The sequence below is a fragment of the [Clostridium] symbiosum genome (assembly GCA_036419695.1).
Lineage (GTDB): Bacteria > Bacillota > Clostridia > Lachnospirales > Lachnospiraceae > Otoolea > Otoolea symbiosa_A.
Genome location: CP143946.1, coordinates 14,505 through 29,995 on the forward strand (window position 1 = coordinate 14,505; position 15,491 = coordinate 29,995).

Sequence of the window (15,491 nt, forward strand, 5' to 3'; positions counted from 1 at the left end):
AAACAGGAAAACGTCCGGCACATGAAAGACAGGACAGGGTAACAGACGGAGGAAAGGTGAAATGGAGAAGAGAATTACAGCGCCGGTTGATAAAGAGACGGCAAAAAGTTTAAAAGCAGGAGATTATGTATACATAACAGGAACTATTTATACGGCGCGCGACGCGGCTCATAAGAGGATGCAGGAGGCGCTTCAGAAAGGTGAGAATCTCCCAATTGATATAAAGGGTAATGTCATATATTATATGGGACCGTCCCCAGCCAGGGAAGGCCGGCCGATCGGTTCCGCAGGCCCGACTACGGCCAGCCGCATGGACCGGTATACGCCGGAACTTCTGGATCTCGGCATGGGAGCCATGATTGGCAAGGGAAAGAGAAGCAAAGAAGTGATTGATGCAATTGTAAGAAACGGTTCCGTGTATTTTGCTGCTATCGGTGGCGCCGGAGCCCTCCTTTCAAAGTGCATCAAGGAATCAACCGTAGTTGCTTACGACGATTTAGGCACGGAAGCAATCAGGGAACTTAAGGTGGAGAATTTTCCGGTCATCGTTGTGATTGATTCGGAGGGGAATAACCTGTATGAGACCGCATTGCTGAAATATAAAGAAATTTAAAGGATATGAAGTGGGGGAAGGGCAGATTTGCAGAAACAGCAGTCCGGTCTGTGATACTACTTCTTCTGTTCCAGATGGTATTTGCGGGCGTCATCTATGCGACGCCTATTACACAGACAGAGAAAGATAAAAAGAAGTCACAGGACAGACTCGATTCTGTCAATCAGGAGATAGATAAAATACAAAAGAATAAGGATTCCGCAACACAGCAGGTGTCGGAACTGGAGGACAAACTGACCGCCCTTCTCGTCACGATCCAGGTATTGGAAGAAGAGCTGGAAGAAAAGAAAGTATCATTGCGCAAGGCTGAAAAGGCCTATGATCGGGCGGCAGCCGACGAGAGTGGCCAGTACGATGCAATGAAAAAGAGAATCCGGTACGTCTATGAAAAAGGCGAACCCGATTATCTTGATATTCTTTTAAAATCCAACAGCCTGTCGGACGCACTCTGTGAAAATGAGTACTTCCGGCAGTTGTATGAATACGATCAGAACATGATACTCAGATACAAGGAAGTCCGCTCCCAGACGGAAAAACTGAAAAACCGCCTGGAAGAGGAAAAGGCCGAGATGGAGGTCATGGAGCAGGAATATCTGGCTGAAAAGAAGGAACTGGAACAGACTGTTACCGCTAAAAAAGCCGAGATTTCCGATTTTAACGAAAAACTTGATAAGGCAAAAACAGATGCCGCCCTCTATGCAGAAGACGTCAGAAAGCAGACGGAAAAGTTGAGGGTCATGCGGGCCGAGGAGAGGGAACGGCTGAAACAGCAGGCCCGCAATAACGGAAACCGCTCGGGAAACGGCACTTCCACCAGCAGCCAGTTTAATAAAAGTCCCGCAAAAGGAAATACCGGAAAGCAGATTGTAAAAAGCACCGGCGGAACGGCGGAGGGAAGGGCGATTGCCGACTTTGCGCTTCAGTTTGTGGGAAACCCGTATGTATGGGGAGGAACAAGCCTGACAAACGGCGCGGACTGTTCGGGGTTTGCCCAGTCGGTCTATAAACATTTTGGAATCAGCATCCCAAGAACATCGGCGGAACAGTCACAGTACGGACAAAAAGTGGCCTTTGATGATCTTCAGCCGGGGGATCTGGTTTTTTATGCCGGCCACGTGGCAATCTCCATCGGAGACGGGAGAATCGTCCACGCCAGCTCGGCAAAAGAAGGTATTAAAATCAGTGACGATGTCACATACAGAACAATTTTGGGGATCAGACGTCCCAGGGGGTAAAACAGACTATGGGAAAAATAAGTAAGAAATTAATAGGCATTTTATTGTTACTGTCGTTAAGCGGCAGTTCTTTTGCTGCCTATGGGGCGGAGACCTCCGATGAAATCACAAAAATATCAATTACCGTTGAATCTTCCATCGAAGCAGGAGATTCGGGAGCGGATGTAAACGTGGCGGTCAGCAGTTCCCGCTACAGCGTCGACTCCTGGGAATTCTCAGGAAAGAGCAGTGGATGGAAGGCGGGCGAAGAGCCGAAAATCAAGGTATACATCGGTGCAAATGACGAGTATTATTTCAAAAAAGGAATGAGTAAGAGCAAGGTATCCGTCCATGGAGGCGGTTCCTGTACCTCTTTAAAAATAACGGATGAGGGTGAGACGGCGGAACTCACTGTCAAATTAAAAGCAGTCAGCGGCACCCTTGGAAATACGGGGAGCGCATACTGGGATGAAGATTCCCTTGGAAAAGCAAAGTGGGATAAGGTGGAAAACACCAATGCCTATGAGGTGAAGCTGTACCGGGGAAATACACTGGTAGAGCATAAGGACAAGGTAACGGGGACAAGCTGCAATTTATACCCGTTTATGGATAAACAGGGAACCTATACATTTAAGGTGAGGGCAATACCAAAAGAGGGGGACAGCAAATATCTGGATTCCGGAGAATGGATTGAATCGGATGAGCTGGATATTGATAAGAAGGAAGCATCCTCATCCGGCCACTCGGGTTTCTCATCGGCGGGAAGTTCCGGTTCCTCCCAGGGAGGACCATCCAGTTTTGCAGGTACGCCGTCCGGCAGTCAAAGTAACGGCTGGATTCGGGATCAGAACGGCTGGTGGTTTAGAAACCAGGATGGATCCTATACGAAAAACGGCTGGCAGTATATTAATGACAAGTGGTATTTGTTCGATATGAACGGATACATGATGACCGGCTGGCAGAAGTATGGAACGGATGAATATTATCTCACCAGCAATGGGGATATGATTACGGGCTGGTATCAGGATAACCGGAAATGGTATTATTTCAGCCCGGAAGGGAAAAAGATGGTATCAAGCTGGATCCAGACGGATGGAAGCTGGTATTTTACGGGGCCTGACGGTGTGAAGGCTACTGGTTGGCTTAAATGGAAGGATAACTGGTATTATCTGAATCCTGCCGATGGAAAGATGATGACAAACACGGTGGTGGAGAGTTATTATATTAATCAGGACGGAGTCTGGATTCCGTAAGAACAACTGAAAGAGGGGTAAACTTTTATGCAATTTACCAGCAAAAGAATATGGACGGGATTGATTGCGGCAGGTCTTGCGCTTCTGTGTGCAGGTCCGTGTTTTGCTGCCAGAAAACCCGAGACGAGGACTCCGATTACATTTATAAGAGTTGATATAAGGTCGAATGTAGAGGCAGATACGGATTATGATGAAGCGACGGTTATGATAACAACAACGGATAACCAGTACGAGATAGGTTCTTACGAATGGGTGAAACCACCGAAGGAATCCTGGAAAATAGGAGATGTTCCCAAAATCAAAATCAATATCCATGCAAAGACGGGATATTATTTCAAGGTAACGGGATCCAGTAAATATCAGATTACCGGAGGTGAATATGGTTCGGCCTCCAAAGATAAAAATTATGAGACGCTTTACCTCACCGTAAAGCTCCAGCCGGCAAGCGGAAAGCTGGACGAGCCGGATGACGCCGAGTGGAAAGGATATCCGGTCGGGAAAGCCGACTGGGAGGCGGTGGAGGGAGCGGGAGCTTATGAACTCAAACTCTTCAAGGGAGAGCAGATCATCCACAGCGTAGACAGGGTAAGCACCACATTCTATGATTTTCACCCCTATATTACGGAGGCAGGAAGATATAAATTCTGTGTCAGGGCGGTTCCGAAAGATTCGGAAGAGTTAAAATACATGACCAGCGGGGACTGGGTATATTCCGACGAACTGAGAGTAGATGCGGATGAAACGTCACCTTTTGTAGACAACGGAGCAGGCGCCACACCGTCGGGACAGAATATGACGCCGAATGATTTGGGCTGGCGGCATGATAAGAACGGCTGGTGGTATCGAAATGCGGACGGCAGCTACCCAGCCGGAGACTGGGCGGCCATTGACGGAAAATGGTATCTGTTTGACGGCGGCGGCTATATACTGACCGGCTGGCAGAATAAAAACGGCAAAAAATATTATATGAACAGTAATGGCGAGATGCAGACCGGCTGGCTGGAACTAGATAAGCAATGGTATCTACTGGGGGACAGCGGGGAAGTGCAGACAGGATGGGCCAATATCAACGGCAATCTGTACTACATGGACGGCGACGGAAGAATGCAGACAGGATGGCTGTTAAATAACGGAAACTGGTATTATTTAAATCCATCGGACGGAAGCATGATGAGAAACGTGACAATCGACGGCAGATATGTGAACGGAGACGGCATCTGGGCCAACAGATAACAGTTAAGACGGTAATAACAGACAGAAAAAAAACAGTACAAAAAGGCAGAAACGGAGAAGATATTTTATAGAAAATAACCTCCCTTTCTGCTTTTTTTTACAAAAGATAAAATGAATAAATTTTTATTCAAATTAAACAAATTTCCAGGAAGATCCAATCGCTTTTTATATTTACATTTTATCGCTGGAATGTTATGATAATTAAAAAGTTACAAAAAAATTAATTTATTTACATATTTTGCGTAAGAAAAAAGAAAGAAAAAATACAAAATTGTATTGAGGAAACTACTATGTTTATAGTTCCGATCACAAAAATGGATATGGTTATGTCTCTGGAAGAAGCAGGGAAACCGGGTATCGGCGGCAAGAGGCCGGAAAAAGAGTTTAAAAACATATTACAGGAAGCAATTCAGACGGCGCAGGAGGAAAGCGCCAAGGGAGAAGAGGTGGACCGATTACTGGCCACAGGGCAGATTGACGATCTGCATACCGCACTCATCCAGGCTGAGAAAAGCGCCGCAGCAATTGAATTTACGACACAGTTAACAAGCAGGGCCGTAGGTGCCTATAATCAAATAATGGGGATGCAAATCTAGTTATATTTGCAGGATAGAGTATGGGAATTAATGATAAAATAAAAGGAATTCCTGCCTTTTTAAAGAGCAGGAACGGAAAAATAGCAGCCGGCATAGGTACGGCTGCGATTGTTGCGTTACTTGCAACAGTTTACCTGAATACGAAAAACAGTAACTACGAAGTTTTGTTTCCCGGTATATCGAGAGAAGAAAATGCAGAGGTATTCGCCGTTCTGCAGAGTAAAAACATAGAAGCAAAACGAAATTCAGATGGGGAAGTCATAGTACCGGAAACGGAAATTGGGGATGTCATGCTTGACATGTCTGTATTAGGTTATCCTAAAACGGCGCTCCCATTTGATATATTCTCGAATAACACGGGTTTTACCACGACCGAATTTGAAAAAAAACAATACTTATTATTAAATCTTCAGGACAGGATAGAGCGGACATTAAAAGACATGAACGGTGTTAAGAATGCCATCGTCACTTTGAGTGTTCCGGATGACAGTACCTATGTGTGGGAAGAACAGGATTCTGACAGCACGGGTTCCGTCTCCCTGTCCTTTTTTCCGTCCTATGAGCTTTCACCCGATAAGGTGGCGGCAATTAAGAAGCTGGTGGCAAACAGCGTGCCCCGCCTTCTCCCGGAGAATGTAGCGGTAATCAATGCGGACACGATGCAGGAGCTGGTATCCGGAGATGTGGGAGACGGGAATCTGTATGGATTAAGCCGCCTCGATTTTGAGGAGCGAGTGGAAGAAAAACTGGAAAATAAGATCAAAAATGTATTGGCGCTCGGATACAAACCGGGCCAGATCAGAGTTTCGGCTACGGTTGTAATCGATTACGACAAGATGATCACGGAAGACCTCCGCTATGTGCCGGAGGAGAACGGACAGGGAGTCGTAAAAGATTTCCAGGAACAGGGAGGCACAGGAGGAACCCTGCCCGGAGCCGGAGGGATCGCCGGTGAGGAGAATAATACCGATATTCCCACCTATGGAGGGGCCGCGGGCGGCGGAACGGCAGGCCGTAACGGTGATTATTACCGCAATGTGGACTATATCGTAAGTTACATAAAGCGCCAGATAGAGAAAGACAACGTGGAACTTCAGAAAGCCACGGTGGCAATTTCCGTTAATGACAACAATCTGACGGAGACCAAAAAACAGCAGCTGATCGAAGCGGCTTCCAAGGCGGCGAATATAGCGCCCGAAGATATCGTTGTGACCAGCTTCAAACAGTTGGAGAATACCGAGGTTCAGTTACCGGATGCAGTTCCCGTGCAGTCGGATGGGGCGGCAATCTGGAATAACCGGATGGTTCTCTATGCTGTGGCAGCACTGATTATCCTGATCCTGATGTCGATTATCATGATGATCAGGAAGGGCAAAAAAATTGCCCGGGAGGATGAGGCCTTATTTGGCCCGGCTGACGGCCTGACCATTCCGGAGGGTGGACCCCTTGAGGAGACGGTAGGCCGCGCTGAGGACAATGCGGTCAACATAGAACTCAGTGAGAAGATTAAGAGGAGCCAGAATCCTGCGGAGAAGGTAAAAGACTTTGCTAAGACAAATCCCGAAATCATAGCGTCTATGATCAGTTCATGGTTGAAGGAGGCTAAGAAATAATATGGCAGATGAAGAAAAGACAATGATGAACCCCGCGGAAAAGGCGGCGGCCGTCATCAGTATCATCGGAGCGGAAACGGCCTCCGAAGTGTTTAAATATCTGAATGACGGGGAGATAGAACAGATATCCATAGAACTGGCCCGGCTTCCGAGACTGAATGATGCGGAGATAGAGGATATATCGAAAGAATTTTATGAGTGCTGTGTCACACAGAAGGTGATCTCCGAGGGCGGTAAGGACTATGCAAAAGAGGTTCTTGAAAAGGCATTCGGACAGCAGCAGGCCAGAAATTTGATGGACCGGGTGACAAAGGCCCTGAAGACCAAGTCGTTTGGTTTTATCAGAAAGGTAGATTATAAGAGTCTGATGAGCGTAGTCCAGAATGAACACCCTCAGACGCTGGCTATGATACTTTCCTATGCGACACCGGAACAGGCATCCCGCATTATTATAAACCTTCCGAGAGAGACACAGATTGACGTGGTGGAGAGGGTGGCCAATATGGATCGGGCCTATCCTGCGGCCGTCAAGATTGTGGAAGACGTGGTGAGGCGGAAAATTGGTTCTTCCGAATCGGAAGAGGCCATGGAGGTGGGAGGACTCAATTACATAGCCGATGTGATGAACCATGTGGACAGAAGTACGGAGCGGGATATTTTTGATGAACTGAATATCAAGAACCCACAGCTTGCCGAGAATGTCAGAAAGCTGATGTTTGTATTCGAGGATATCGCCTATCTGGATCCGCTTTCCATTCAGCGTTTTATCAGGGATATAGACTCCAAAGATATTGCCGTTGCACTTAAGGTAGCCAATAAAGAAGTGACGAATGCCATATTCTCCAACATGTCCAACCGTATGAGGGAGAGCATCCAGACGGATATGGAGTACCTGAGAAATATCAGGATGAGTGACGTGGAAGAGGCTCAGCAGCGGATTGTTGGCACCATCAGAAGACTGGAAGAGGATGGGGAGATCGTAATTTCCAAGGATGGAAAGGATGAGATAATTGTCTAAGATTATAAAATCAGATGAGGCGGTACTGGAAGATTTCCGTGTGGATCTTTACCATGTTAACGAAGTGGAGGAGCCGGAAAAGGAACCCGATTCTGTGGGGGAGGAGGAGTACCGTAAAAAGTATGAACTGATCTCCAAAGAGAAAAAGCAGATTCTGGAACATGCCAGAATCCAGGCAAAACAGTCGGCATCGAAAATCTTAGAGGATGCTTACGCCCAGAGGGATAAAATCGTAAATACCGCCGAGACGGAAGCAGAGCGTCTGAAGGAGGCGGCCAGGAAAGAGGGCTACGATGAAGGAATCCGGGAATCAAAGAAGTTTGTCGAAGAAAGACTGGAAATCCTGAACCGGGAGATAGACGGACTGAACCGGGTCCAGAAGGATATGTTTGATGAATTTAACCGGGATATCCTGGATCTGGCCTTTAATATGACGGAGAAAATCCTGAAAAAGACATTGGAAAAGGATGAGACGGCGTTGTTAGAGCTTGTCAAATCGGTGCTCCGTGAAGAAGCGGCCAAAAGTGATCTGACGGTCCATCTTTCGAACCGCGCTTATAAAATGTTTGAAGAATTGGAACAGCAGCTGGAACCCATCAGGGAGCAGAGCGGCAGAAACATAAAGATAAAAAAAGAAGATATTCCTTACAGTGATATAAAAGTAGAAACAGAAGAGGGCATTGTGGATGCCTCCATCACCGTACAGCTGGAAAATCTGAAAAAGTTTCTGGATGAATACAGAGAAGAAAACTGACTGTTTTCGGGAGAAGTTTATGGATATAGAGCGGATGGAGAGCCAGCTGAGAAATACCAGCCTGTACCGGTATTTAGGAAAAATTGATAAAATCGTAGGAACCACCATAGAATCGATCGGACCCGTATGCAATATCGGAGACGTATGCAGCATTGAGATCCCGGGCAGTACCAAAAACATCTACACCGAAGTGGTGGGATTCCGTGAAAATAAGGTACTGCTCATGCCATATGATGATATAGAAGGGATCGGTTACGGCAGCGCTGTGAAAAACACGGGGCATAAATTAAACATTGCCGTAAGTAATGAACTGATTGGCAGAACCGTGGATGCTCTCGGTTATCCGATGGATGATCTGGGAGAAATTAAAGCGGAAGAACATTATAAAATCAGCGGTAAGAAGTCCAATCCCATGAACCGTCCGCAGATTGACACAGTCATTCAGATGGGAATCAAGGCCATTGACGGCATGCTCACCATCGGTAAGGGCCAGAGAATGGGAATCTTTGCGGGAAGCGGTGTGGGTAAAAGTACGCTGATGGGCATGATAGCCAAAAATGTAAAGGCGGATGTCAACGTCATTGCGCTGGTCGGGGAGAGAAGCCGTGAGGTCGTGGAATTTATAAAGCGCGATCTGGGGGAAGAGGGATTAAAACGATCCGTCCTTGTCGTGGCCACCTCAAACCAGTCGGCCATGATGCGGTCGAAATGTCCGATGACGGCCACTGCAATCGCAGAGTATTTTAAGGATCAGGGAATGGACGTCCTTCTGATGATGGACTCCCTCACCAGATTTGCCATGGCCCAGAGGGAAATCGGTCTGAGTGTAGGGGAACCCCCGGTGGCAAGAGGTTATACGCCTTCAATTTATTCGGAGCTTCCGAGACTTTTGGAGCGCTCGGGAAACTTCAAAGAAGGATCAATTACAGGAATTTATACGGTTCTGGTAGAAGGAGACGACACCAATGAACCAATATCGGATACGGTCCGGGGAATCATAGACGGACATATTATTCTGTCCAGAAAGGTGGCTGCGAAAAACCATTATCCGGCCATAGATGTTCTGAACAGCATCAGCAGACTGATGAGCGAGATTGTGCTTCCTGAGCAGAAAGAAGCGGCCAACAAGATAAGAAAGATGTTGTCCGTATACGAAAATAATGCGGATCTCGTGGCAATCGGAGCCTATAAAAAGGGCAGCAACAAGGATTTGGACGAGGCGCTGGCCAAAATGGATCAAATCAACGGATTTTTACAGCAGAAAACGGACGAAAGTTTTGACATGGATGAGACGGTACTCAAGATGATTAAATTAACCGAATAAATTCTGATGAATCGGAGAAAAGAGTATGAAAAAATTTTCGTTTTCACTTGCGAGAATGCTGAATTATCAGGAGCAGATACTGGAAAAAGAAAAGGGAACCATGGGCCGTCTCATCGCGGAACGCGACGAGATGGAGGCAAGACAGAGTGTAATCCAGGAACAGATGGCTCAGATTCACGGGGAGATGGACCGTGAAATCCAGAAGGGGACGACCATTTACCAAATTAATGTTTTTACAGCCGTCATAAAAAGCGGCAAAACACAGCTGGAAGAACTGAAAAAGCATATTCTGATCCGCAACTCGGAGATTGAGAGGCAGCGGCAGATAGTAATCGAGGCATCCAGGGAGGTAAAGAAACTGGAGAAGCTGAAGGAAAAACAACTGGAGGAATACCGTCACAGCGAGCAGAAAGAACAGGAGGAGTTTATTTCCGAACATGTATCCGAATCTTATGCACGCCGCGGCGTTTCCAAATAAATGATTTAAAATATTGATTTGCCGGGAAAGGTGGTGAGATTATGAATGTGCAGATCATGAAAACGGCAGTCCGTACGGGGGAAACAACGGCGGGCAGGAAGCCGGAAAAAGAAAGCCAGGGAGACTTCTTATCAATCCTGAAGGAACAGTCCAAAAGCCGCAGGGATGAACCCGTAAAAAAGACGGAGAAACCGGCAGAAAAGGCAAAGAAGCAGGAAACGCCAAAGGATCAGAGGGAAGCCGAGTCACTGAGCGGCCAGACCAGTCTGGATAATCAGATTAGCCCGGATGAAAACAGGGTAACCGAAAAGCCAGATGAAAGTAAGAAAGCGGCAGAAAACGGGACGGAACCTCAGCAGGAACCCGTAATAACGGCCGTCGGTTATTTTCAAACGGCAGGGGAGATAATTTCTGATCATATGGAGGAAAAATCCAGCCAGCCGGTTCCGGACGGCAGCCCGGAGATTCTAAACAGTGCCCTGGAACATGTAAAACAGCAGCAGGTTGCCGCAAACGAAAGTGAAAACCGGATCATGGCAGGACAGCAGGCGGATATAACGGCCGCATCAGCGGATGGAAATGTGAATTTCAATGCCGCGATGGAAAACCGTGTAAAGCAGCCCTCTGTAAATAACGGATTCCGGGAGATGAAAGAGACAGCCGTATCAAAGGAACCGCAGCCGGTATTTGAAAAAGCGGTTATGGCGGGAACACAGACGGAAAACAGGGAAGAACAGACAGGAAATTCCACCAAAGAAGAAACTGAATTTACGAAATGGTTTTCACTGGATCACGCGGTCCGCGGAGAAAAAGTCCGGGAAAGCGGTGAATCGGAAGAAAAGCAGGGAGCTGTAACACTGGAGGATCTTCAGAAAAAAGCGGAGCAGCAGTCAATTCTTCCGTTTGAGCGTATGGTTGGAGCCAAACTTTCAGGAGGAGCCGCAGCGCCGGTGATGAGCAACAGGGGCGTTACCGATGCAACACCATTGACAAACCAGGTTAAAACGGGAATTGAGGAGGGACTGTCAAAACAGCTGAATCAGTTTACCATCCGCCTGAAACCGGAGGGACTGGGAGAAATCCTGGTACATATGACATCGTCGGGCGGTAAGGTAGCCTTAAGTATCGGTGTCAGCAATCTGGATACACAGAAGCTGCTGTCCAGCGAGATGATGCACCTGAGGGAGTCACTGCAGCCGCTGAATGCGGAAGTTCAGGAGATTTATCACAACAGCCAGGGCGGCATGGAGATGATGAACTACGAACAGGGATTCTTCAGAAACCAGCAGGGAAACGGAGCCGGGAATACACGCAGGCATTTTGCGGGGAATGGTGAAGAGGAGGAAGGGGAAGAGGACCGGATAACGGGAACCATTGACCTTCACGCAGAGTATGGACGGCTTTCCGCCTATATTTAACAAAGGGAAAGGAGGAGAAAGATGCCGGTAGATACAAACTATACGACCCCTGCAAACAAGGTCAACGACTATACCTACAACGGAGCCGATAAGACGAACCAGACAGGGAGCAATATTGATGCAGTCTTTGCGGATCCGGAGGATCAACAGGTATCGGTGGACGATTTTCTGCAGCTTATGATAGCCCAGCTCAAAAACCAGGATTTTATGAATCCGGTGGATGATACACAGTATGTCACACAGCTGGCCCAGTTCACGACAATGCAGCAGATGGAAGAGATGGCCTACAATTCCAAGAGCACCTATATCACTTCGATGGTGGGCAAATACGTGGTTGCCTCCAAAATGACGGTGAGCGGGGATCTCGACACAACTAAGGGAATCGTCAACAAGATTTCACTGGTGGATAATGAGTATCTGGTATATGTCAACGACAAACCGTATAAGATGAGTGAAATCATGGAAGTCCAGACACCGCCAGCAGATAATTCCAACAGTGGTAATGACGCCGGAAATAACAGCGGCAGCAATGACGGTGACGACGAAAAGAATAACAGCGGCGAGTAAGATACGTATTACAGGAAATTTGAAACAGAGATATCAGGAGAAAGGAGGCGCTGTATGGATTCATTTTTATATAACAAACGATTACAGTCACCTATCTGCACCGGAAATCCCTGGGAAATTCAGAAACAGGAACAGCAGAAGGAACAACCGGAGACTTCATTTAAGGAAATTCTGGAGCAGAAAATCAGTGAGGAGAGCAGACTCTCATTTTCAAAACACGCCGTGAACAGAGTAGTGGAGAGAAATGTGGATGTATCATCCGCCAATCTGGAGCGTCTCAACGAGGGCGTGCGCCTGGCAGAGGAGAAGGGACTGAAAGAGCCTTTGATTCTGGTGGATTCCACCGCTTATGTGGTGAATCTGAAAAATAACAAAGTGGTAACCGTAGTCAGTGACGAGAGCCTGAAAGGGGCGATTTTCACGAATATTGATGGAACCGTTATGATATAGCTGGTCCTTTTGGAAGCTAATGCCCATCCCGAATGCCGGACGGATGGGGGCGGTTCGGAAAAGGAGAATTTAATATGTTACGATCTCTTTATTCCGCAGTATCGGGCATGAGAGCACACCAGAGCAAACTGGATGTAATCGGCAACAATATTGCGAACGTAAATACTTTTGGCTTTAAATCAGGCCGGGGCAGATTTCAGGATGTCTTTTACCAGACACTCCAGAGTGCAACCGGAGGCGATAATGATACAGGCGGCAAGAATGCCAGCCAGGTAGGATACGGCGTGCAGCTTGGGGGCATTGATCTGAACATGGGACGATCCGCACTGCAGAGTACGGACAGGGGCCTGGATCTTGCCATTACGGGAGAAGGATTCTTCCAGGTACAGGATGCGTTCGGCAATACGTTTTATACAAGAGCGGGCGTACTTTACGTCGATCCGAGTACAAACAATCTGGTGGACAGCAACGGCTATACGGTTTTGGGTGTTTCGGGAAACCCCATGGGAAAAGCCGCAGCCAGTGAAAAAATTCATCTCAGCGTTCCCAGCCTCTCTGCATCGAAGGCAGAAGCAAAGGAAACAATCAACGAGGTTGAATACACCATCACATCAGAAAATGCAAATGATGCAGCAAATGTAACCTTCCATTTCCAGTTAGATGAAACACTTCCGGATGGGTCCGATGTAAAGGTCAACACGAGTGAACTTACATCCAATTCAATCACGGTCCGTGTCAATCCAACTGCCAGATTTACATCTTTGGAAGACTTTTCAAATAAAATGAACGAAGCGATCTCCGAAGCAAACGGAGGCCAGCCCCATCCGGCTGGAAACTTTACCATTTCTTCACAGCCGGAGATGGGGAACTTTGCCGTGTCTTTAACCGGCGAGGAGATGGTAAAAGCAAATTTCGGTATTAATCCCGGTACCATGACCATGGACAACAAAGAAATCTTCGGCGGTATGAAACCGAAGACCGTCAGTACCAGCCCGATGTTTACGGCAAAAGGTGAAGTGGAATACAGCGCCGTTTACCATAAGGCCGACGGGACGGAGCTGGCATACTGGGAGGTTACGGCAAAGATTAAGGACGGAACCGACGTCAGGACATTCTCAGGGAAAATTTCATCGGACAGCGTAAGCCCGAAGTCGGTTCTGCTGACGGAGGTGCTTGCGGCTGGAAGCATGGAAAAACCGGGACAGAGCATAGAATTATCACATAAGGGATTCGATGCCATTTCAACGGCATTTAAGACGGCCAACGGTGGTCAGACTCCGGATGAGGCGGCGGACGCGGCAGGTACGGATTCAATTGAGTTTGCGGCGGCGCCTGAAAAAGGTAAGGCAACCGCATCCTACCAGGCAAAGAACCTGGGCCTTGGAGACAAGACATTTACACTTAAAAGCGGAACTGAGGGCGGAGCACAGGCCCTGTCGGACTGCCCGATCGCGATTCTCTCCGACGGTATTGTACAGATTACCCACCCGCAGCTTGGAATTCTCCAGATTGGCCGTGTCGATCTGGTAACCTTTGATAACCCATACGGTCTGGAGCAGATAGGTAACTCCTACTTCACTGCTTCTTCCAACTCGGGAGAGGCAAAGGCCTGCCAGCCGGGCAACGGCGGTTCAGGTTCCCTCCGATCTTCGGCTCTCGAGATGTCCAATGTGGATATTTCAACCGAATTCTCGGATATGATTGTCACACAGAGAGGATTCCAGGCCAACTCCCGTATTATTACGGTATCCGACCAGGTACTGGAGGAGCTTGTAAACCTGAAGAGATAGTGAGCCGACAGGAATTATGAGTATAGGATAACCCGGACAGGCGGAGAGAAAGGTGAAACAGGTGAGGTTATGATTACACTGACAAAACTGAACGGAGAACAGTTCGTGCTCAACAGCGATTTGATCGAGGTTATCACGGAGAATCCGGACACGACGATCCTGCTGACAAACGGAAAGCACCTGCTTGTCCGGGAGAAAAAAGAACAGGTAATTGATAAGGTCGTGGAATTTAAGAGAGACACATTCAGAGAACTGCTGGACAGAATGAAGTAATATGAGGACATAAGAAAAAGATTAAGTGAGAAGGAAATAACATTATGGATGCTTTATCAATACTCGGTTTATTAATGGCGGTAGGATTTGTATTATTCGGCATGATGTTCGATACGGATACCATGAGGTTCGTTTTTACGAACTTAAAGGCATTCGGCGATATCCCCAGCCTTTTTATCACAGTGGGAGGAACCATCGGCGTTATGATGATCGCATTTCCCGGAAGTTCCTTCAAAAAAATAGGAAAACACTTAAAAATCGTATTCAGGCCTCAGAAATTCGATACCAAGCAGGTGATACAGCAGATTGTCGACCTGGCGACGGAGGCCAGAATGAAAGGCCTTTTGTCCCTGGAGGACAAACTGACGGAGATCGACGATCCATTTCTCTACAACAGCCTGATGCTGGTAGTGGATTCCGTGGATCAAGAAAAAGTTAAAACACTGATGGAGACAGAACTGATGCAGCTGGAAGACCGGCATGCCCTGGATCGGGCTTTCTACGAAAAGGGAGCCGCCTTTGCACCGGCATTCGGTATGATAGGAACGCTGATCGGTCTGATCCTGATGTTGGGCAACATGCAGGACGTGGATGTGCTTGCATCCGGTATGGCCGTAGCCCTGATTACAACATTATACGGTTCTTTCCTTGCCAATATCGTATTTCTTCCCATTGCTTCCAAGCTGAAGATGCGCCATGAAGAGGAGTTTATCTGTAAAAACCTTGTGATGGAGGGGGTACTCGCCATCCAGGAGGGGGAAAACCCCAGGTTTATCGAGGAGAAGCTCTACAAGCTGCTTCCGGTAAGCGTCAAGGAGGCCCAGGCGGAACAGGAAGAGAAAGAAGAAAAGAAGGATAAGAAAGAAAGACGGTTCGGCAGAAGGAAAGAGAAATAAA

At 47.5% G+C, this 15,491-nt stretch carries 16 protein-coding genes; all 16 read left to right on the plus strand.

Annotated elements, in window-relative coordinates; translation table 11 throughout:
* Nucleotides 1-61 precede the first annotated feature (61 nt).
* The 16 genes from V3C10_00075 to V3C10_00150 all read left to right on the plus strand — a co-directional run bounded on the left by V3C10_00075 (nt 62) and on the right by V3C10_00150 (nt 15,490).
* Nucleotides 62-613, plus strand: coding sequence for a Fe-S-containing hydro-lyase (locus V3C10_00075; protein ID WVP62271.1), 552 nt, complete (start codon nt 62-64; stop codon nt 611-613).
* Nucleotides 614-663: 50 nt separating this feature from the next.
* A complete protein-coding gene (locus V3C10_00080) occupies nt 664-1,848 on the plus strand; it encodes an NlpC/P60 family protein (protein WVP62272.1) in 1,185 nt (394 codons plus the stop codon).
* Between the two features lie 8 nt (nt 1,849-1,856).
* The gene (locus V3C10_00085; protein WVP62273.1) at nt 1,857-3,080 is read left to right on the plus strand and encodes an N-acetylmuramoyl-L-alanine amidase family protein; all 1,224 of its coding nucleotides are present in this window, start codon (nt 1,857-1,859) and stop codon (nt 3,078-3,080) included.
* A 27-nt stretch (nt 3,081-3,107) separates the two neighbouring features.
* The gene (locus V3C10_00090; GenBank protein ID WVP62274.1) at nt 3,108-4,313 is read left to right on the plus strand and encodes an N-acetylmuramoyl-L-alanine amidase family protein; all 1,206 of its coding nucleotides are present in this window, start codon (nt 3,108-3,110) and stop codon (nt 4,311-4,313) included.
* Between the two features lie 290 nt (nt 4,314-4,603).
* Nucleotides 4,604-4,909: a flagellar hook-basal body complex protein FliE gene (locus V3C10_00095; GenBank protein WVP62275.1), complete on the plus strand. Its 306-nt coding sequence runs from the start codon at nt 4,604-4,606 to the stop codon at nt 4,907-4,909.
* Between the two features lie 20 nt (nt 4,910-4,929).
* On the plus strand, nt 4,930-6,522 hold the full coding sequence (gene fliF, locus V3C10_00100) for a flagellar basal-body MS-ring/collar protein FliF (GenBank protein WVP62276.1): 1,593 nt from the start codon (nt 4,930-4,932) through the stop codon (nt 6,520-6,522).
* Nucleotide 6,523: 1 nt separating this feature from the next.
* Entirely contained in the window at nt 6,524-7,540 is a 1,017-nt protein-coding gene (fliG, locus tag V3C10_00105) for a flagellar motor switch protein FliG (protein ID WVP62277.1), read from the plus strand.
* Nucleotides 7,533-8,294 carry a FliH/SctL family protein gene (locus tag V3C10_00110; protein ID WVP62278.1) on the plus strand — a complete coding sequence of 254 codons (762 nt, stop codon included), beginning with the start codon at nt 7,533-7,535 and terminating at the stop codon, nt 8,292-8,294. Before fliG ends, V3C10_00110 begins: the two co-directional genes overlap by 8 nt.
* A gap of 19 nt (nt 8,295-8,313) precedes the next feature.
* The gene (gene fliI, locus V3C10_00115; GenBank protein ID WVP62279.1) at nt 8,314-9,618 is read left to right on the plus strand and encodes a flagellar protein export ATPase FliI; all 1,305 of its coding nucleotides are present in this window, start codon (nt 8,314-8,316) and stop codon (nt 9,616-9,618) included.
* A 25-nt stretch (nt 9,619-9,643) separates the two neighbouring features.
* Entirely contained in the window at nt 9,644-10,096 is a 453-nt protein-coding gene (fliJ, locus tag V3C10_00120; GenBank protein WVP62280.1) for a flagellar export protein FliJ, read from the plus strand.
* Nucleotides 10,097-10,137: 41 nt separating this feature from the next.
* Nucleotides 10,138-11,514: a flagellar hook-length control protein FliK gene (locus V3C10_00125; protein ID WVP62281.1), complete on the plus strand. Its 1,377-nt coding sequence runs from the start codon at nt 10,138-10,140 to the stop codon at nt 11,512-11,514.
* 21 nt (nt 11,515-11,535) lie between these two features.
* Entirely contained in the window at nt 11,536-12,081 is a 546-nt protein-coding gene (locus V3C10_00130) for a flagellar hook capping FlgD N-terminal domain-containing protein (protein ID WVP62282.1), read from the plus strand.
* Nucleotides 12,082-12,135: 54 nt separating this feature from the next.
* A complete protein-coding gene (locus V3C10_00135) occupies nt 12,136-12,531 on the plus strand; it encodes a TIGR02530 family flagellar biosynthesis protein (protein ID WVP62283.1) in 396 nt (131 codons plus the stop codon).
* A 74-nt stretch (nt 12,532-12,605) separates the two neighbouring features.
* Nucleotides 12,606-14,321 carry a flagellar hook-basal body complex protein gene (locus V3C10_00140; GenBank protein WVP62284.1) on the plus strand — a complete coding sequence of 572 codons (1,716 nt, stop codon included), beginning with the start codon at nt 12,606-12,608 and terminating at the stop codon, nt 14,319-14,321.
* A gap of 69 nt (nt 14,322-14,390) precedes the next feature.
* A complete protein-coding gene (locus V3C10_00145) occupies nt 14,391-14,594 on the plus strand; it encodes a flagellar FlbD family protein (protein WVP62285.1) in 204 nt (67 codons plus the stop codon).
* A 44-nt stretch (nt 14,595-14,638) separates the two neighbouring features.
* Nucleotides 14,639-15,490, plus strand: a complete 852-nt coding sequence (locus V3C10_00150; protein ID WVP62286.1) for a motility protein A — start codon at nt 14,639-14,641, stop codon at nt 15,488-15,490.
* Nucleotide 15,491: the final 1 nt, after the last annotated feature.